This is a genomic window from Variovorax multivorans, from assembly GCF_051216835.1.
Lineage (GTDB): Bacteria > Pseudomonadota > Gammaproteobacteria > Burkholderiales > Burkholderiaceae_C > Variovorax.
Genome location: NZ_JBPJZL010000003.1, coordinates 257,878 through 275,469 on the forward strand (window position 1 = coordinate 257,878; position 17,592 = coordinate 275,469).

16 protein-coding genes are annotated in these 17,592 nt (G+C 67.1%); 6 read left to right on the plus strand and 10 right to left on the minus strand.

What is annotated here, in order from left to right:
* Positions 1 to 2: 2 nt before the first annotated feature.
* Positions 3 to 989 carry a tripartite tricarboxylate transporter substrate-binding protein gene (locus tag ACSFCA_RS08245; protein ID WP_258353140.1) on the minus strand — a complete coding sequence of 329 codons (987 nt, stop codon included), beginning with the start codon at positions 987 to 989 and terminating at the stop codon, positions 3 to 5.
* Between the two features lie 188 nt (positions 990 to 1,177).
* Here ACSFCA_RS08245 and ACSFCA_RS08250 point away from each other — a divergent pair, with 188 nt between their 5' ends.
* Positions 1,178 to 1,726, plus strand: a complete 549-nt coding sequence (locus tag ACSFCA_RS08250; RefSeq protein ID WP_435459293.1) for a MarR family winged helix-turn-helix transcriptional regulator — start codon at positions 1,178 to 1,180, stop codon at positions 1,724 to 1,726.
* Position 1,727: 1 nt separating this feature from the next.
* Here the strand turns inward: ACSFCA_RS08250 and ACSFCA_RS08255 are convergent, their stop codons facing one another.
* Entirely contained in the window at positions 1,728 to 2,090 is a 363-nt protein-coding gene (locus ACSFCA_RS08255; RefSeq protein ID WP_258353138.1) for a FlxA-like family protein, read from the minus strand.
* Between the two features lie 132 nt (positions 2,091 to 2,222).
* Between ACSFCA_RS08255 and ACSFCA_RS08260 the strand changes: the two genes are divergently transcribed.
* Complete coding sequence (locus tag ACSFCA_RS08260) at positions 2,223 to 2,669, plus strand: universal stress protein (RefSeq protein ID WP_258353137.1); 447 nt, start codon at positions 2,223 to 2,225, stop codon at positions 2,667 to 2,669.
* Here ACSFCA_RS08260 and ACSFCA_RS08265 read toward each other — a convergent pair.
* The gene (locus tag ACSFCA_RS08265) at positions 2,666 to 3,598 is read right to left on the minus strand and encodes a LysR substrate-binding domain-containing protein (RefSeq protein ID WP_435459292.1); all 933 of its coding nucleotides are present in this window, start codon (positions 3,596 to 3,598) and stop codon (positions 2,666 to 2,668) included. The genes ACSFCA_RS08260 and ACSFCA_RS08265 overlap by 4 nt on opposite strands.
* Before the next feature lie 139 nt (positions 3,599 to 3,737).
* On the opposite strand from ACSFCA_RS08265, the gene ACSFCA_RS08270 reads away from it, so the two are divergent.
* The 4 genes from ACSFCA_RS08270 to hpaI are packed head-to-tail and all read left to right on the plus strand — an operon-like array spanning position 3,738 to position 8,667.
* Positions 3,738 to 4,733: a tripartite tricarboxylate transporter substrate binding protein gene (locus ACSFCA_RS08270; protein ID WP_258353135.1), complete on the plus strand. Its 996-nt coding sequence runs from the start codon at positions 3,738 to 3,740 to the stop codon at positions 4,731 to 4,733.
* 55 nt (positions 4,734 to 4,788) lie between these two features.
* A complete protein-coding gene (locus ACSFCA_RS08275; protein ID WP_435459291.1) occupies positions 4,789 to 6,312 on the plus strand; it encodes a UxaA family hydrolase in 1,524 nt (507 codons plus the stop codon).
* A gap of 31 nt (positions 6,313 to 6,343) precedes the next feature.
* On the plus strand, positions 6,344 to 7,816 hold the full coding sequence (locus ACSFCA_RS08280) for an NAD-dependent succinate-semialdehyde dehydrogenase (RefSeq protein WP_435459290.1): 1,473 nt from the start codon (positions 6,344 to 6,346) through the stop codon (positions 7,814 to 7,816).
* A 41-nt stretch (positions 7,817 to 7,857) separates the two neighbouring features.
* A complete protein-coding gene (gene hpaI / locus ACSFCA_RS08285) occupies positions 7,858 to 8,667 on the plus strand; it encodes a 4-hydroxy-2-oxoheptanedioate aldolase (RefSeq protein WP_435459289.1) in 810 nt (269 codons plus the stop codon).
* Between the two features lie 72 nt (positions 8,668 to 8,739).
* Here the strand turns inward: hpaI and ACSFCA_RS08290 are convergent, their stop codons facing one another.
* From ACSFCA_RS08290 to kdpB, 7 genes are all read right to left on the minus strand, one after another.
* Positions 8,740 to 9,450: a DUF1826 domain-containing protein gene (locus tag ACSFCA_RS08290; protein ID WP_435459288.1), complete on the minus strand. Its 711-nt coding sequence runs from the start codon at positions 9,448 to 9,450 to the stop codon at positions 8,740 to 8,742.
* Positions 9,440 to 9,784 (minus strand): hypothetical protein, encoded by a 345-nt coding sequence (locus ACSFCA_RS08295; protein ID WP_435459287.1) that lies wholly within the window; start codon positions 9,782 to 9,784, stop codon positions 9,440 to 9,442. Before ACSFCA_RS08295 ends, ACSFCA_RS08290 begins: the two co-directional genes overlap by 11 nt.
* Before the next feature lie 427 nt (positions 9,785 to 10,211).
* Entirely contained in the window at positions 10,212 to 11,108 is an 897-nt protein-coding gene (locus tag ACSFCA_RS08300) for a TorF family putative porin (protein ID WP_435459286.1), read from the minus strand.
* A gap of 125 nt (positions 11,109 to 11,233) precedes the next feature.
* Positions 11,234 to 11,926: a two-component system response regulator KdpE gene (kdpE, locus tag ACSFCA_RS08305; protein WP_093179898.1), complete on the minus strand. Its 693-nt coding sequence runs from the start codon at positions 11,924 to 11,926 to the stop codon at positions 11,234 to 11,236.
* 5 nt (positions 11,927 to 11,931) lie between these two features.
* On the minus strand, positions 11,932 to 14,676 hold the full coding sequence (locus tag ACSFCA_RS08310; RefSeq protein WP_435459285.1) for a DUF4118 domain-containing protein: 2,745 nt from the start codon (positions 14,674 to 14,676) through the stop codon (positions 11,932 to 11,934).
* A 211-nt stretch (positions 14,677 to 14,887) separates the two neighbouring features.
* On the minus strand, positions 14,888 to 15,469 hold the full coding sequence (kdpC, locus tag ACSFCA_RS08315) for a potassium-transporting ATPase subunit KdpC (protein WP_435459284.1): 582 nt from the start codon (positions 15,467 to 15,469) through the stop codon (positions 14,888 to 14,890).
* Between the two features lie 13 nt (positions 15,470 to 15,482).
* Positions 15,483 to 17,585, minus strand: a complete 2,103-nt coding sequence (kdpB, locus tag ACSFCA_RS08320; protein ID WP_435459283.1) for a potassium-transporting ATPase subunit KdpB — start codon at positions 17,583 to 17,585, stop codon at positions 15,483 to 15,485.
* Between the last annotated feature and the right edge of the window lie 7 nt (positions 17,586 to 17,592).

A 17,592-nucleotide genomic window follows, 5' to 3' on the forward strand; every position in this document is an offset into this window, starting at 1 on the left:
TCTCAGGGCTGGAAGCCGGAGCGCCGTACAACGGGCTCCCATTGCGCGCGAAAGGCCTTCAGCATCTGCGCAGTCTCGGCCGCATTGCTGACCACGGGCGTGATGTAGAGCGCGTCGGCCGCCTTCTGCAGGCCCGGGTCTTTCATGACGTCGCGGATCGCGTTGGCCAGCAGTTGCACCTTGGCGGGCGGCATGGTGCTGGGCGCGAAGAAGGTGTTCCAGCCGTCGGCATCGATCTTCATGCCGGCTTCGCGGAAGATGGGAATGTTGGGCGCGAAGCTCGCGCGCTTCTTGCCCGAGGTGGCCAGGATGCGGATCTTGCCGGCCACGTGCTGGGGATAGAGCGAATCGAGCGTGTCGATGGCAATGGGCAGGCTGCCGCCGCTCAGGTCGGCCGCCAGCGGCGCCGAGCCGCCGTAGCCCTTGATCTGCGGCTGCACGCTCAGCGCATCGCCCACCATCAGGCCGAAGAAGTGGGGCAGGCTGCCGGTGGCGGGCACGCCGAAAATCGCCTCTTCCGGATGCGCCCATAGCCGGCTGACGAGAAACATCGCGCGGTCGAGCTGGAGCTTGTTGCCGACCGCGAGTGCGAAGTCGTAGCTGCTGACCTGCGACACGGGCACGAAGTCCTTGTCGGGGTCGTAGCCCGCGTCCTTGAAGACCAGCGGTGCGACCACCATCACGGCGGGGTTGCCGAGCATCAGCACGTTCTGCCCAGCGGGGGTGCGCTTCACTTCCTTGGCCGCAAGCCGGCCGCCCTCGCCCGGGCGGTTTTCCACGGTCACCTGAACGCCGAGCTTGGGCGTCAGCCGCTCGGCGATCAGGCGCGCGATGCGGTCGGTGCTGCCGCCCGGCGCATAGCCGACCACGAGGGTGATCGGCCCGCCGTCCAGCGCGGCGGGCGCCTGGGCGTGGACCATGGGAGCGCAAGCGGCCAGGGCAATGCCCCACGCCATGATGAGCTTGCGCCTGGAAAGAAATGCGGGCATCGGATCTCCTGCGAGCGGTTGTCGTGAACGGGCCCGCGCGAGTTTTCACGGCGAAAATCGCGCGCCAAGAATGTTTCTGTTCGTTCAAATTTGTTACCGGTTTATACGTATGGGCAAACAGTTGATCTAATCAACTACCGGTGCTCCGAGGCGGGCGAACCACACTCCCCATCCCACTTTTCATCCGTATGCAACAAGCTTTTCCCGATGCGGCAGCGTTGCGCGCGCCCCGTTCCCTGAACGACCTGCTGCTGTACCGCCTGGCACGAGCCATGCGCTCGGGCAACGGCATGGCAACCCGCCTGGTCGAAGGAGGCTTCGGCATCACGCGCCGCGAGTGGGGAATGATTGCCACGCTGGCGCAGGAGGGCGAGATGACTGCGTCGACGCTGGCCACGCACCTGCACCTGGACCGCGTGCGCACTTCGCGCGGACTGCGCAGCCTGGTCGACAAGAAGCTGGTGGTGCGGCGACAGGACGCTCAGGACCGCCGCGAAGTGCATGTGCGGCTGAGCGCTTCGGGCCAGCAGTTGTTCGGCAGGCTGTTCCCCCGGATCGCGGGGCTGAACACCGAATTGCTCGAAGGCATCGAGCCTGCGGATCTCGATGTCTTTCTTCGCTGCCTGCAGCACCTGGAACAACGCGGAGAGCAGTTGCTCGTGCAGGGCGTTGTCATGGAGAAGGCGGACCGGCGCTCGGGGGGCACGCGGCACCGGTGGCCGGAGCGCGGAGGCTGAGTCAGGCCTTCACGTCCAGCATGCTGCCGATCGAAGTGCCGCCAGCGCCACCGGCACTGACACGCTGCGATGTGCTGCCACTGCTGCTGTCGCTCTCGTCCATCGAAGCCATCGCGCTCTTTTGAACGCTGGCCGTGCGCAGCGCATTCATCTGCTGCTGCAGCATGGCAAGCCGGGCCGCCAGCGCGTCGAGCTGCAGCCGGATCGCATCGCGTGCATCGCCCTCGGGTGTGCCGAGCAGCTGACCCTGCGTTTCCGCGATCTGCTTCTGAGTCGTCGTGATCTGGCGCTGGATCTTCGCGATTTCGGCGTTGACGTCGCCTCCGCTTCTGGCGCTGCCGGTCGCACTGATGGCATTCAGCATCTGGGTCCTCTGTTGTGTCCTCAAGAGGGTTATCGGCAACCGAGGCGAAAACTGAAGGGCCTTGCATGACCGCGATCGCGAACTAGACTGAACATGAGGGCACCCGCGGTGCCGGGGGCCAAGGAGCCTGCCATGTACAAGCGTGTTCTTGTCGCAACCGACGGCTCCGCGCTGTCGGAGCAAGCAGTCAACGCCGCCGTCGACCTGGCCCTGCTGACCAACGCGGAACTGGTGAGCGTCACCGTCGCGCACATCGAGCCGGTCGGCTACTTCGAAGGCTCGATGATGCTGAGCCAGCGAGACATCCAGGCCACTCAGGAGCATACGGACCGCGCCGCCCAGCAACTGGTCGACAAGGTCGTGGCCACTGCGGGCGCCAAGGGCGTTCGCAACCCGCAGGCCATCGTCATGAAGTCGAACCAGGTGGCCGAGGCCATCATCACGACCGCAAAGAACCAGCAGTGCGACCTGATCGTGATGGCCTCGCACGGACGGCGCAGCCTGGCGCGCCTGCTGATGGGCAGCGAGACGCTGCATGTGCTGACGCACTCGCACATTCCGGTGCTGGTGCTGCGCTAGCGCGACGGCGCAACCTTTCGCAGGCACTCCATCAGGAGCTGACTGGCGGGCGTCTGCGAGCGCCCCCGCAGCGTGATGATGCCGACCGGCGGTAGTTCGATCGGCACGTTGATCTTCAGGATGCACAGCTGCTCATGCTTCGCAAAGTGCCGGGCGACACTTCGCGCCAGGAACCCCACGGCCGGCCGCTCATGCATGACGGACAGCGTGACAAGAAACGACGCTGTCTCGACGATGTCCGCCGGCGGCACGAGGCGGTGCTTGTAGAACATCTGGGCCAGCTTCGAGCGTGACGAAGCCCACGGCGGGGGCACCACCCAGGGCAGTTCGGCGAGCATCTTCCAGCTCGGCCTGGCAGCCTGCGCCAACGGATGCTCGGGGCTCACCACGATGCACATCGGCTCTGTGTAGAGGGCCTCGGTCTCCAGGTCCGGCGAGGCATAGCCGGGCTCCAGCCGGCCGACGATCAGGTCGAGTTCGCCCACGCGCAGGCGGGGGAGCAGCCGTGTGAGGTCGCCCTCTTCCACCATCACGGTGGTCAGCGCCGACTGCTTCTTGAGCTGCTGGATGGCCTTGACGAGAAGGCTCGGCGTAGCCACCACCATCGCGCCCACGCTGGTGCGGCCGGCACCGCCGCTGGCCACGGCATCGATCTCGTCGCGCGTGCGCTGGTAGTCGGCCAGCACCGAGCGGGCAAAGCGCACCACCGTCACGCCGAAGGGCGTGGGCTCGGTGCCGCGCGTGGAGCGCGTGAACAGTTTCAGATCGAACATGCGCTCGATCTCTGCCAGCATCTTCGAAACGGCCGGCTGCGTGATCGAAAGAAACTCCGAAACCCGCCCGAGGTGGCGGAACTCATCCAACGCCACCAGCAGTTGCAGATGACGCAGCTTGAGGTTGGAACGAAGAACGCGGTCGATCTGGCTCATGGGGTCGCAGGGGTTTTGAGCGGGCTTTCTTCTTCATAACCTGGAGCTCATGAAGAGAGTCCGCTATTTCATTGGATGGCAATGATTGTCTCCGGAAGAATCCGCCTTGCTTGCCGAACAACGATTTCTGGAGACAACGATGAAAACCCCTCGCAACATGGCGCGGCGTCAGCTCGTGCTGGGCGGCCTTGGCGCCGCCGCGCTCGCCACCGCCCCCGCTCGCGCACTGGCCGCCGACTACCCCGAACGCCCTCTCACATTCATCTGCCCGTGGCCCGCGGGCGGCACGGCCGACCGGTCGATGCGCATCATCTGCCAGATCGCCGCACGCGAACTCGGGCAGCCCATTGCGCTGGAAAACCGCGCAGGCGCCTCGGGAATGATCGGCACCAAGGCCCTGGCCTCGGCGCGGCCCGACGGCTACACCATCGGCCAGATACCGATTTCGGTCACGCGCTTCTCCCAGATCGGCACCGTGCAGCTCGATCCGCTGAAAGACCTCACCTACCTCGCGCGCACTTCAGGCCAGACCTTCGGCATTGCCGTGCCGGCGCGCTCACCATTCAAGTCGCTGCGCGACGCGGTGGCGCAGGCCAAGGCCCATCCCGGCACCATCACCTATGCGCATGCCGGCATCGGCGGCGCCACGCACGTGGGCATGGAACAGTTCGCGCAGGCCGCCGGCGTGAAGTTCAACGCCATCGCCTACAAGGGCGGCTCGGCCGCGCTGCAGGACGTGCTGGGCGAACAGGTCGACATGCTGGCCGACAGCAGCTCGTGGGCGCCGCATGTGGAAAGCGGCAAGCTGCGCCTGCTCGCCACCTGGGGCGAGGCGCGCACGCCGCGCTTCAAGGACACGCCCACGCTCAAGGAACTCGGCTTCGACGTGGTGGTGGAAGCGCCCAACGGTATCGGTGCGCCCAAAGGCCTGCCGCCCGCAGTCGAGAAGCGGCTGCGCGATGCGTTCCGCACAGCCGTCAACAGCGAAGAATTCCGCAAGGTGGCGGAAAGCATCGATGCGCCGGTCATGTACCAGGACGGCCCCGACTACCAGAAGTACGTGCAGACCGTGTACCGGCAAGAGACCGACCTGATCCGCAAGCTCAACCTCAAGGAGCTGATGGAAAAGGGCTGATGAAGCCTTCGCCCACCGGCATCCGAACCTGCTCGAAGCAACCCCACGCCACGCCATGAACGACAGCCCCCTGCTTCGCCTGCACCCGAACGACAACGTGCTGGTCGCCAAGAGCGCCATTGCCCTGGGCGAGACCATCGCCGAATTCGGCGTGCGCGCCAGGGCGCAGATTCCTGCCGGCCACAAGATCGCGTCGCGCGCCATCGCGGCCGGCGAGGAAGTGAAGAAGTACGACACGGTGATCGGGGTGGCTTCGCGCGACCTGCAGGCCGGCGACTACGTACACAGCCACAACCTCACGCTGGTCGACAGCTACCGCGACCCCGCCTTCTGCCAGGACGTGCGCCCGGTGGACTTCGTACCAGTTGCCGAGCGCGCGACCTTCATGGGCTTCGAGCGAGCCGGCGGCGGGGTCGGTACGCGCAACTTCATCGGCATCCTGTCGTCGGTGAACTGCTCGGCCACGGTCATCAAGCGCATTGCCGCGCACTTCACGCCCGAGCGTATGGCCGCCTTTCCCAACGTGGATGGCGTGGCCGCCTTCGCGCAGACCAGTGGCTGCGGCATGTCTTCGCCGAGCGAGCATTTCGACGTGCTGCGCCGCACACTGGCGGGCTATGCGCGACACCCGAACCTGGCCGGCGTGCTGATCGTGGGCCTGGGCTGCGAGCGCAACCAGGTCGATGCACTGGTCGATTCGCAAGGGCTCGAAGCGGGCCGACTGATGCGCACGCTGGTGATGCAGGAGGTGGGCGGCACGCGCCAGACCATCGAGGCCGGCATCCGCGCCATCGAAGAAATGCTGCCCGAGGCCAACGCCGCGCGGCGCACGCGCGTCGGCGCGCACCACCTGAAGATAGGGCTCGAATGCGGCGGCTCCGACGGCTTCTCGGCCATCACCGCCAACCCGGCACTGGGCGCGGCGATGGACGTGCTGGTGCGCCACGGTGGCACGGCCATCCTGTCGGAGACGCCCGAGATCCACGGCGTGGAATTCATGCTCACGCGTCGCGCCGTAACGCCCGAGGTCGGGCAGAAGCTGCTCGACCGGCTGGCCTGGTGGGAGCGCTACGCGGCCGGCCAGAACGCGCAGTTCAACGGCGTGGTGGGCCACGGCAACCAGGCCGGCGGGCTGGCCAACATCTTCGAGAAATCGCTGGGCTCTGCGATGAAGGGTGGCACCACGCCGCTTCGCGCGGTGTACGAATACGCCGAGCCCATCGACGAGCCCGGCTTCGTCTTCATGGACTCGCCGGGCTACGACCCGGTGGCCGCAACGGGGCAGATCGCCAGCGGCGCGCAGCTGATCTGCTTCACCACCGGACGCGGCTCGATGTTCGGCAGCAAGCCCGCGCCGACGATCAAGCTCGCGAGCAACACGCCGATGTTCCGCCGCCTGGAGGAAGACATGGACATCAACTGCGGCGTGGTGATCGATGGCGAACTCTCCGTGCCCGAACTGGGCCAGCAGATCTTCGAGCAGATCCTGCGCCACGCTTCGGGCGAGCCGACCAAGAGCGAGACGCTGGGCCTGGGCGACCACGAGTTCGTGCCATGGCACCTTGGCATCGTGAGCTGACTGCCTTCTTTCCTCCTTTCTTCTTCTCGCCATGCCCCTGACTCTCTCGCGCCCTAGCCTGCAACGCGCGGCCAACTTCATCGCCGGCGAATGGTTGCGCTCCGCTTCCGGCCGCACGCTCGACGTGACCGACCCGGCCACCGGTGCCCTCATCGCGCAGGTGCCCGACTCCAACGCAATCGACTCGCGCGCGGCCGTCGATGCCGCGCATGCCGCCTTTCCCGCCTGGCGCAAGACGCCCGCCAAGCAACGCGCGCAAATCCTCAAGCGCTGGAACGATCTCGTGATGTCGCATCAGGAAGACCTGGGGCGGCTCATCTCGCGCGAGCAAGGAAAGCCGCTGGCCGAGGGCCGTGGCGAAGTTGCCTATGCGGCCAGCTACATCGAGTGGTTTGCCGAGGAAGCCACGCGCGTCAACGGCGACGTCATTCCGGCGCCCGTGCCGGGCCGGCGCATGTTCGCGCTGCGCGAACCGGTCGGCGTGGTCGCGGCGATCACGCCGTGGAATTTTCCGGCCGCGATGATCGCGCGCAAGATCGCTCCGGCGCTTGCCGCGGGCTGCACCGTGGTGTGCAAGCCGGCCGAGGACACGCCGCTGACTTCGCTGGCCCTCGTGGCGCTGGCCGCCGAAGCCGGCGTGCCGCCGGGCGTGCTGAACATCGTGACGGCATCGCGCGAGCACACGCCCGAGGTGGTCGATGCCTGGCTCGACGATGCGCGCGTGCGCAAGATCACCTTCACTGGCTCCACGCCGGTGGGCAAGCACCTCGCACGCCGTTCGGCCGACACGCTCAAGAAGCTTTCGCTCGAACTCGGCGGCAATGCGCCGTTCATCGTGTTCGAAGATGCAGACATCGAAGCCGCGGTGGAAGGCCTGATGGCCGCCAAGTTCCGCAACGGCGGCCAGACCTGCGTGTGCCCCAACCGGGTCTTCGTGCACGAGGCAGTGCACGAGCGTTTTGCCGAACTGCTGGTTGCACGCGTGGCGGCGCTGCGCGTCGGCCCGGCCAGCGATGCGGCCTCGCAGATCGGGCCGATGATCAACGCACGCGCGGTCGAGAAGATCGAGCGCCACGTGCAGGACGCTGTGGCGCGCGGCGCGCGCGTGCTCACCGGCGGCACGCGGCTGCCCGAACTCGGCACGAACTACTTCGCACCAACCGTGCTCGCCGATGCCGACGCCACCATGGCCTGCGCCTGCGAAGAGACCTTCGGCCCGGTCGCGCCCCTGACGCGCTTCTCGAGCGAGGCCGAGGTGATCGCGCAGGCGAACGACACGCCCTTCGGCCTGGCCGCGTATTTCTATTCACGCGATGTGCGCCGCATCTGGCGCGTGGCCGATGCGCTGGAGACCGGCATCGTCGGCATCAACGAAGGTGCCCTGGCAGCCGAGGCCGCGCCCTTCGGTGGCGTGAAGGACTCGGGCTACGGTCGCGAGGGCTCGGTCCACGGGCTGGACGACTACCTGCACACCAAGTACGTGTGCCAGGGGCAGCTGGACTGACGGCCGGCGCCAATTCATCACCACTCTTCGACAGATCCCACATGCCCGCTCACAACCCCTTCAAGGCGGCCCTGGCCGCAAACCAGTCGCAGGTCGGCCTCTGGCTTTCGATGGCCGATCCATACATGGCCGAGGTCAGCGCAACCGCCGGCTTCGACTGGCTGCTGATCGACGGCGAACACGCCCCCAACGACCTGCGCTCGACGCTCGCCGCGTTACAGGCGGTGGCGCCGCATCGGGCCCAGCCCGTGGTGCGCGCCGTGCAGGGCGACACCGCGCTCATCAAGCAGCTGCTCGACATCGGCGCGAAGAACCTGCTGGTGCCGATGGTCGACACCGCCGAGCAGGCGCGTGCGCTGGTATCTGCCACGCGCTATCCGCCGCGCGGCATTCGCGGCGTGGGCAGCGCGGTCGGGCGCGCATCGCAATGGAGTGCGCGCACCGACTACCTCGACGCGGCCGACGACGAAGTCTGCCTGCTGGTGCAGGCCGAGACGGTGCAGGCGCTGGGCAACCTCGCGTCGATCTGCGAGGTCGATGGCGTGCACGGCGTGTTCATCGGCCCCGCAGATCTCGCAGCCTCGATGGGCCATCGCGGCCGGCCCGGCCACCCCGAGGTGCAGGCGGCCATCGAAGGTGCGATGCGGAACATCGTGGCCTCCGGCAAGGCCGCGGGCACGCTGACTTCAGATCCGAAGCTGGCGCGCCGCTATCTCGAACTCGGCTGCACCTTCGTCGCCGTTGGCGTCGACGTGCTGCTGTACGCGGGCGCTGCGCGCAAGCTGGCGGCCGACTTCCTCGGCGCGCCGGTTGCCACCCCCGTGCCGCCTGAATCGCGCGGGGCGTACTGAGCCGCGGCGCATCGGCAGAACGACAAGTACTGCCGTCGCCGCAACAAGAATATGCGCCCGGTCAGCGCGCCTCTACCGCAGTTCGTCCAGACGCAACACGTAGCGATGCGACCCGAGGTTGCGCAGTTGCGGCGAACGGTGCACCAACCCTCGATCACTGCCTTGCGTATCCACGCCACGGCCCTGAAGGAGCGCAACGGCCTGAAGCGGCATGCGCTCGAAGGGCCCAGTAAAGCCCTTAGGCATCCGCAGTGCCGTGTCTGCGTGCGGAGATGCCACCCACTCCGTGCCCAGGCCGCTGTAGCTGCACAGCAGATGCAGTCCGGCATGGTCGAGGTGCCAGTTCTCATCGATGCCGCAGCCGCGAACCTGCAGCGTAAGGCTCATCCGGGGGCTTCCGGTGATCAGCGCGAAGCGTGTGGCGAGCATGTCGATGTCTGCCAGCAAAGCGTCTCGCCCGGGCCCACGCGGCGTGCGCGAGGTCTTGCACGCTGCGTGCAGCGCAGCCGCTACATCGGCCGCACGCAATGGCAGTTGCGCCGTGGGATGCCTGGCCGGAGGCAAGGCATCCAGCCATGCAGCAATCGGAGCCTGCGGTTCGCGCCGCCACAGTGCCAGGTCGATGCCCGGTTCCAGGATGCGTTCGAGCACGTCGATGTCCTGGCCGAGCAGTATCTCCGGTGGGAGCCGCAAGGGCGTTGGCCGACTCAGGCAATCGCGGACAAAGGTCTTGCCGTAGCCGGCCGCCGCATCCGCGACCGCGCTCTCCAGGTCAGCCGCCATTGGCCAGACCACAACGCCGGAGATGCTCGCGCCAGCTTGTGAGGTGGCCGATCTCGCCATCGGGCGCGCATTCGAGCAGACAGTGCACCACGGAGGCATAGCTCTCCAGGGGCAGACGAATCATGAGGCGGGCGCGCGGAGCGCTATTTGCGCACGTTGCATTCACACGCATCAGGGGCTCGCAACGCAGCACGCCGGCACCCTTGCATGCGGCGATGCCGCGCCGCACGCGGCACGCGTCGACCGACGGCACCGTGACATCGAGCACCTTGAAAACCGTCTCGCTCTTGGCACGCACAGTGCCTGCGTATTCCCGATAAGCGGCGTAAGCCATGAAACTCCTGCAATGGAAAAGAACACGGCTTCAGTATCGGCAGGCGCGTGTGAAAACGGTGTAAACAATGCACCCTGCGGTGGAAATGCCGCGTAAATATGCTGGCTTCAGCGCTGGCCCGATCTGGAACTGGCCGTGGACGAGCAATAGATTTCCCAGCAACCCGGGCAGCCCTCTTGCGGAACAACGCTCACCCAACGCGCTGCGCAATGAGCGCAGGAAGCCAGGAGAACTTCAGCGCCGTCTTCGCTTCGAAGGCGCTCCTGCACGGGATCGAGCATGGGCGTGCCGCAGCAGGACCAATGCAGGCTCATGTCGGGCAAGGCACGAGCCGCCCGAACCCGCGCCGCAGCGCGAGACCAGATCGTTTCTCCTGGACGCATGGTGTGCACGAAGGCGGGCCGCGGCCCGCCTGTCGCCTTGAGGGTCAGAGCGTCTTCGTCAGCGTGAGGATGAAGCGCGCCTTGTTCGGCGAGTAGGTTGTCTGGCCGAAGGTGCCGAAGCCCAGGTCGACGCCCGGGTTGGCCACTGCGAGGTACGAGCTCTTCTTGTTGGCGCCCTGCACCGAGCCGGTCAGCGACAGGCCGTTGCCGAAGTCATAGCTCGCGCCGACGTTGTAGTCGACATAGCTCTTGTAGCCCAGGCTGCGGATGTCGCTGGACATGTTCGTGTAGCCCACGGCTGCCTTCAGCGTGACCTTGGGCACGATTTCCTTGCTGTACGACAGGTTCAGGTAGCCGGTGTTGGTGCCCTTCAGGCCCGAGCCGGCCTTGTTGCCGGCGTAGCCGAAGTAGTCCTTCGACACGGTGTGCGAGTACTTGGCGGTGAACGAACCGAGGGTTTCGTTGGCGTAGGTGCCCGCAACGTACAGCTCGGTGGTGTTGCCCGAGGAGTTGCCCGGGTAGATGTAGGTGAGTGCGCCCACGTCCATGTCCAGCGGGCCGGCCTTGAACTTGTAGCCGCCGTAGATGTCGCTCTCGATGCTGTTGCCCTTGAGCCAGTTGACGCTGGAGTTCCAGTTGCCCACGTAGAAGCCGCTGTCGCCGAAGGCGTAGTCCAGGCCGCCCTGGATGGCGGGCTTGAAGCCCTTGGTCTTGGCGTAGTCGTTCTTGCCGATCATGTCCTGATCCTGGCCACGGAACTTGTAGTTCGTGGTCAGCGAGACGTTGCCTGTGAGATTCGAGGCGGGGGCAGGAGCGGCCGCCGCGGCATCCGTCGTTGCGGTCTGCGCCAGGGCTGCGCCCGAAGCGGCGAATGCAGTGATCAACACGAGCGCATGCTTGACTGCGATGGTGGAAGCGGCCCTGCTGGGGATTTTTTTCATGAGGCAAAAGTTAAAAAAACGGAAGCGCATAGCCTAGAAGCCGCCTCGTAAAAGCCTCGTAAAAAGTAGCGCCGTGCGCATAAAGATTTCATCGCGGCTTCGTGCTCCGGCGCTGCCGGACCTGGTCAGACGGACAGCCTGTAGCCCACCGCCGTCTCGGTCAGCAGGTGGCGCGGCTGTGCAGGGTCGACTTCCAGTTTCTGGCGCAGATGCCCCATGTAGATGCGCAGATAGTGGTTCTGCTCCGTCTGCGCCGGCCCCCACACGGTGATCAGCAACTGGCGTTGCGTCAACACGCGCCCCACGTTGGCAATCAACACCGACAGGAGGCGATATTCCGTTGGCGTGAGGTGCACTTCGACACCGGCGCGCCGCACCACCCGGGCAACATGGTCGACCTCCACCTCGCCGAAGCGAAAGACGGCTTCGGCCTCCTCCGCACCGCTGATCGGGCGCGGCCGACGCAGCGTGGCGCGCACGCGCGCAAGCAACTCGCCGGCGCCGAAGGGCTTGGTCAGATAGTCGTCGGCGCCGGCATCCAGCGCGGTGATCTTGTCGGCCTCGCTGGTGCGTGCCGACAGCACGATGATCGGTACGGCGGACCACCGGCGAACGTCGAGGATGAGCGATACGCCGTCGCCGTCCGGCAGTCCAAGGTCCAGAACGAGCAGGTCGGGCCTGCGGGTTCCTGCGGCCGTCAGGCCTTCGCGCAGCGTGCCGGCCTCGTGCACCTGCCAGCCTTCGGTTTCAAGCGCACCGCGCACGAACCGCCGGATCTGGGGCTCGTCTTCAATAACAACGGCTGTGTGGGAGGACATGTTCTTCAGAGTTGGGCTTCCATGGATACCGGCGGGGCCCGCCGCGGCAATGTCACGACGAACTCGGCGCCACCGTCCTGCGCGTTCGTGGCGGTCACGTCTCCGCCGTGCGCATTGACCACGGCCTTGCAGATGGCAAGACCCAGGCCGACGCCAGGCGTGGCCGATTCCGCCTGGCCACGCGTGAACTTGTCGAACAGCGTCTGCTCATGGCCCTTCACGACGTCGGGCAGGCCGGGCCCGTGGTCGCGCACCGTGAGCACCAGGGCGGTGTCGGTGACGGAGCCACTCACCACGATCGGCGGCGCGCCGTATTTCGCGGCGTTCTCCAGCAGGTTGACGAGCACGCGCTCGATGAGCACGGCATCGAACTCGACGAGCGGCAGGTCGACCGGCAGCACCGTCTGCACATGCACGCCGCCCAGCGCCGGTTCGGCCGCCCGGATCGCCGACCCGAGGACTTCTTCCACCGACTGCCAGTCGCGCCGCAGGTTCACGGCGCCGCCGGTAATTCCGCTTTCGAGGCGCGCCATGTCCAGCAGATTGCTGACCAGCGCGTGGAGCTGGTGTGCCTGCGAGACGATTGCGCGAGCTGCCTCCACATGCTCGCCAGATGGCAGGCTCTGCAGCGACTCGGCCAGTGCGATCAACGCGGTGAGCGGGGTGCGTACGTCGTGCGAAATCGCCCCGAGCAAGGCGTTGCGCAGGCGCTCCGATTCCATTTCGACCACCGCCTGCTGGGCCACCTCGACGTAGTGCACACGCTCCAGTGCGATGGCGATCTGCCGCGCCAGCGTCTCGAGCTGCTGCGCCTGCTCGGGAATCAGTAGCCATCGAGGCTGCGCCGGCGACAGCGCGAGCACGCCGCGAATGCGCATCGGCGCCTGCAGCGGCACGTAGTGCCAGGGCTGCGCCGCCAGCGTGGCGGTTGCGAGTCCGGCCGGCTGGCCCTGGCGAAACGACCAATCGGCGACGGAGGCGTCGAATCCCTTGGGCGCCTGCGACGGCATCACGAGGCGGTCGTTCGCGTCCGTCACCAGTACCAGCGCGCGGCCGCCGAAATGGCCTTCGACCGCCGCGGCTCCGAGCTCGACGACCTGCGTGCTCTCGAGCGCAGCCGACAACTCGCGCGTCAGTTCGAACAGCGATTGCGCCCGCCGCTCGCGGCTTGCCGAAACGCCGGCCGCGAAGCGCAGCCCGGCGGTCAGCTGCCCCACCAGCAGGCCAACGCCGAGCATGACGACGAAGGTCAGCACGTACTGCACATCGCTGACGCTGAAGGACAGCCGCGGCGGCACGAAGAAATAGTCGAACGCCGCAACGTTGAGCAACGCGGCGAAAGCCGCCGGTCCACGCCCGAAGCGCAGCGCCGAACCGACCACACCGAGCAGGAACAGCATCACGATGTTGGTCAGCTCCAGCACATTCGACAGCGGCATGGCAACCAGCGTCATGCCCACGCTGATCGCCGCGGTAAAGGCATAGCCGGGCCATCGCGCCCGTGGCCTGTCCGTGTCTTCCACGTTGTCGTCGGCAAGCCGGCCAGGGCGCCCATGCGCGATTCGTCGGGAGCTTTCGGCTCGCGCGACCTCGACGATGTCGAGGCCCGGAGCGTGGCGGGCGAGCTCACGCGTCAGCGCGGCCGAAGGCCACCACCGCAACCAGCCTTCGGCCGGTTCGGCACGCCCCACGACCAGCGTTGCGCAGTTGAGCCGCTGGGCTTGTCCGGCAAGTTCCGCCGCAACGTCGACGCCAGTCAGCACCGCAGTCACGGCGCCCAGTTCTTCCGCCAGCTTGAGCACCGCGAGGATGCGATCGCGCTCCTCCGCAGCAAGCCGCTGCAGCCGCGGCGTTTCGACATACGCCGCATGCCAGCGCACATTCAGTTGACCCGCGAGACGCGCCGCAGTGCGCACCGTCTGCGCCGCGCCTTCATGCGGGCCGACGCAGGCGAGGATCGCACCCGATGTGTTCCAGGCCTGCAGTTCGCGGCCCTGCCCGTTGCCACCAGCGCCCGACTGCTCCACGCGCCAGCCGCGCACGTCGTCTTCCACATGCTCGGCGGTGCGGCGCAGCGCGATCTCGCGCAATGCGATCAGGTTGCCCTTGCGGAAGAAGTTCTGCGCGGCGCGTTCGGCCTGCTGCGGCATGTACACCTTGCCGGCCGCGAGCCGTGCCGTCAGCTCGTCGGGCGTGACGTCGACCAGCACCACCTCGTCGGCCTCGTCGAGCACGGTGTCGGGCACGGTCTCGTGCACGCGCACGCCGGTGATGGCGCCCACTGTGCCGTTGAGGCTTTCGAGGTGCTGCACGTTGAGCGCCGACCACACCTCGATGCCGGCGGCCAGCAGTTCCTGCACGTCCTGCCAGCGCTTGGCGTGGCGCGAGCCGGGGGCGTTGGTGTGAGCCAGTTCGTCGACCAGCAGCACGGCGGGCTTGCGGGCGAGCGCGGCGTCGAGGTCGAACTCGGCGAGGGTGCGGCCGCGGTAGTCCAGCTCGCGCAGCGGCAGTGTGTCGAGCCCAGTGAGCAACGCGGCCGTCTCGCTGCGGCCGTGGGTTTCAATCACGCCGATCAGCACGTCGCGCCCTGTGGCGCACTCGCGCTGCGCGGCGCTCAACATCGCCCAGGTCTTGCCTACGCCTGCGCTGGCGCCGAAGTAGATGCGCAGCTTGCCGCGCAATGCGCGCGCTTCGTCGTTTCGCAGTTGAGCCAGCAGGGCGTCGGGGTCCGGGCGATTGGCATCTTGCATGAACAAGGCCTGCTAGCGTTGCGTGGGGTCCTTGCGCGAAGCAGGACCACTTGCCTTGAGCTCCCTGCGCCTAGCTCCACGCGCATGCCGGCGTGCAGTGCGGGACACGATGAACCACGCGAACCCCAGAGGAATGAACAGCGCCGCCATCGCGCAGAGGACGTGGAACAGGTCAGTCACCATGGTGCAGCTCGGGCTATCCGATCGCCCATTACTTCACCTTGTCGAGGCCAATGTTGAGCGACAGCACGTTGACGCGCGACTCGCCCAGCAAGCCGAACAGCGGGGCCTGGGTGTTGCTTGCAATCAGCGCGTTGACCTGCTCGATCGGCACGCCGCGCACGCGCGCCACGCGCGCGGCCTGGTATTGCGCGGCGGCGGGGCTGATGTCGGGGTCGAGCCCGCTGGCCGAAGCCGTGACGAGGTCGACCGGCACCGGCGCGGTGTTGCCCGGATCGGCCGCGCGCAGCGCCTCGACGCGCGCCTTCACCGCATCGGTCAGCGCGGGGTTGAGCGGACCCTGGTTGGAGCCGCCCGAGGCGGTTGCGTTGTAGGGCTGCGGCGCGGTGGCCGACGGGCGGCCCCAGAAGTGCTTCGGGTCGCTGAAGTTCTGGCCGATGAGCCTAGAGCCCACGGTCGTGCCGTCGAGCACGATCAGGCTGCCCGCCGCCTGCGACGGAAACACCGCCTTCGCGGCGCCGGTGACGGCCATCGGATAGATCAGGCCGGTGAGTGCGCTCAGCAGTGCAAAGACCACGAGCACGGGGCGAACGATATTGCCGTTGTTGTTCATGATTGGGAACTCCTCAGACGAGATGGACGGCCACAAGAAGCCAGTCGATCAACTTGATGCCGATGAAGGGGACGACCAGGCCGCCCAGGCCATAGATGGCAAGGTTGCGGCGCAGCAGCGCGGCGGCGCCGACGGGCCGGTAGCGCACGCCCTTCAATGCCAGCGGAATCAGGAACACGATGACCAGCGCGTTGAAGATCACCGCGCTCAGGATGGCCGACGACGGGCTCGCGAGCCGCATCACGTTGAGCGCACCCAGCTGCGGATACGTCGACACGAAGATCGCCGGAATGATGGCGAAGTACTTCGCCACGTCGTTCGCAATCGAGAAGGTGGTGAGCGAGCCGCGCGTCATCAGCAGCGCCTTGCCGGTTTCCACCACTTCGAGCAGCTTGGTCGGGTTGGAGTCGAGGTCGACCATGTTGCCGGCCTCCTTCGCAGCCTGCGTGCCGCTGCCCATGGCCACGGCCACGTCGGCCTGCGCGAGCGCGGGGGCGTCGTTGGTGCCGTCGCCGGTCATGGCCACGAGGCGGCCTTCGGCCTGGTACTGGCGGATGAGCGCGAGCTTGTCTTCGGGCGTGGCTTCGGCCAGGAAGTCGTCGACGCCGGCTTCGGCCGCGATGGCTGCTGCCGTGAGCTTGTTGTCGCCGGTGATCATCACCGTCTTGATGCCCATGCGGCGCAGCTCGGCAAAGCGCTCCTTGATGTCGGTCTTGACGATGTCCTTGAGCTCGACCACGCCGAGCACGCGGTTGCCTTCGGCCACGGCCAGCGGCGTGCTGCCGCGGCGGGCCGCTTCTTCGGCCGCGCGCAGCACCTCGGGTGCCATGTTGCCGCCGAGCGCCTCGACGTGGCGGCGCACCGCGTCGACCGCGCCCTTGCGCAGCTGGACGGCGTCGGTGTCGAGGCTGTTCGGCGCGGCGGGCAGGTCGACGCCGCTCATGCGGGTCTGCGCGGTGAAGGGCACGAAATGAGCGCCCTCGGCCGGCGTTGCCGGGTCGAGGCCGTCGCGGCGGGCCAGCTCGACGATGCTGCGGCCTTCGGGCGTTTCATCGGCCAGCGATGCGAGCATCGCAGAGCGGGCCAGGCGGGCCTTCGGAATGCCGGGTGCGGGCAGGAACGAAGTGGCCTGGCGGTTGCCGTGCGTGATGGTGCCGGTCTTGTCGAGCAGCAGCACGTCGACGTCGCCGGCGGCTTCCACCGCGCGGCCCGAGGTGGCGATCACGTTGGCCTGCATCATGCGGCTCATGCCGGCCACGCCGATGGCCGACAGCAGGCCGCCGATGGTGGTCGGGATCAGGCACACCAGCAGCGCGACCAGCGCGGTGAGCGACACCACGGTTCCCGCATTGGATGCACCGACGCTGAATATCGAGAACGGAAGCAGCGTGGCGGTGACGATCAGGAACACCAGCGTGAGCGCAACCAGCAGGATGGTGAGCGCGATTTCGTTGGGCGTCTTCTGGCGCTTGGCGGCTTCGACCATGCTGATCATGCGGTCGAGAAACGACTCGCCCGGGTTCACCGAGACGCGCACCACCAGCCAGTCGGACAGCACGCGGGTGCCACCAGTCACAGCCGAGAAGTCGCCGCCCGATTCGCGCACCACTGGCGCCGATTCGCCGGTGATGGCGCTTTCGTCGACCGAGGCCACGCCTTCGATCACTTCGCCATCGAGCGGAATGACGTCGCCGGTCTCGACCAGCACGACGTCGCCCTTGCGCAGGTTGGGCGCCTGTTCCGGCAAGAACGCCGCGCCGTGGAAAGGCTCCTTGAGCTTCTTGGCCCAGGTGTCCTTGCGCAGGCCGCGCAGCGAGGCGGCCTGCGCCTTGCTGCGGCCTTCGGCCAGTGCCTCGGCGAAGTTGGCGAACAGCACGGTGAACCACAGCCAGATGGTCACGGCCAGCACGAAGGCGGGCTTCATGCCGGTGTCGCCCGGGAAGCTCATCGCATGCACCCAGAGCAGCGTCGTCAGGATGCTGCCGATGTAGACGATGAACATCACCGGGTTGCGCCACTGCACCCGCGGGCTCAGCTTGGCGACGGAGGCCCAGAGGGCGGGCCGCAGAAGCGCTGCATCGAACAGCGAAAGGGAAGTATTGGTCTTTGTAGTCATGGTCCGG

Excerpts from the sequence above, each read along its gene's own strand:
- ACSFCA_RS08255 (WP_258353138.1), bottom strand. The coding sequence starts at position 2,090 with ATGCTGAATGCCATCAGTGCGACCGGCAGCGCCAGAAGCGGAGGCGAC.
- ACSFCA_RS08280 (WP_435459290.1), top strand. The coding sequence starts at position 6,344 with ATGCCCCTGACTCTCTCGCGCCCTAGCCTGCAACGCGCGGCCAACTTC.
- ACSFCA_RS08265 (WP_435459292.1), bottom strand. The coding sequence starts at position 3,598 with ATGAGCCAGATCGACCGCGTTCTTCGTTCCAACCTCAAGCTGCGTCAT.
- ACSFCA_RS08300 (WP_435459286.1), bottom strand. The coding sequence starts at position 11,108 with ATGAAAAAAATCCCCAGCAGGGCCGCTTCCACCATCGCAGTCAAGCAT.
- kdpE (WP_093179898.1), bottom strand. The coding sequence starts at position 11,926 with ATGTCCTCCCACACAGCCGTTGTTATTGAAGACGAGCCCCAGATCCGG.
- ACSFCA_RS08295 (WP_435459287.1), bottom strand. The coding sequence starts at position 9,784 with ATGGCTTACGCCGCTTATCGGGAATACGCAGGCACTGTGCGTGCCAAG.
- ACSFCA_RS08260 (WP_258353137.1), top strand. The coding sequence starts at position 2,223 with ATGTACAAGCGTGTTCTTGTCGCAACCGACGGCTCCGCGCTGTCGGAG.
- ACSFCA_RS08250 (WP_435459293.1), top strand. The coding sequence starts at position 1,178 with ATGCAACAAGCTTTTCCCGATGCGGCAGCGTTGCGCGCGCCCCGTTCC.
- kdpB (WP_435459283.1), bottom strand. The coding sequence starts at position 17,585 with ATGACTACAAAGACCAATACTTCCCTTTCGCTGTTCGATGCAGCGCTT.
- ACSFCA_RS08245 (WP_258353140.1), bottom strand. The coding sequence starts at position 989 with ATGCCCGCATTTCTTTCCAGGCGCAAGCTCATCATGGCGTGGGGCATT.
- ACSFCA_RS08310 (WP_435459285.1), bottom strand. The coding sequence starts at position 14,676 with ATGCAAGATGCCAATCGCCCGGACCCCGACGCCCTGCTGGCTCAACTG.
- ACSFCA_RS08290 (WP_435459288.1), bottom strand. The coding sequence starts at position 9,450 with ATGGCGGCTGACCTGGAGAGCGCGGTCGCGGATGCGGCGGCCGGCTAC.
- kdpC (WP_435459284.1), bottom strand. The coding sequence starts at position 15,469 with ATGAACAACAACGGCAATATCGTTCGCCCCGTGCTCGTGGTCTTTGCA.
- ACSFCA_RS08275 (WP_435459291.1), top strand. The coding sequence starts at position 4,789 with ATGAACGACAGCCCCCTGCTTCGCCTGCACCCGAACGACAACGTGCTG.
- ACSFCA_RS08270 (WP_258353135.1), top strand. The coding sequence starts at position 3,738 with ATGAAAACCCCTCGCAACATGGCGCGGCGTCAGCTCGTGCTGGGCGGC.
- hpaI (WP_435459289.1), top strand. The coding sequence starts at position 7,858 with ATGCCCGCTCACAACCCCTTCAAGGCGGCCCTGGCCGCAAACCAGTCG.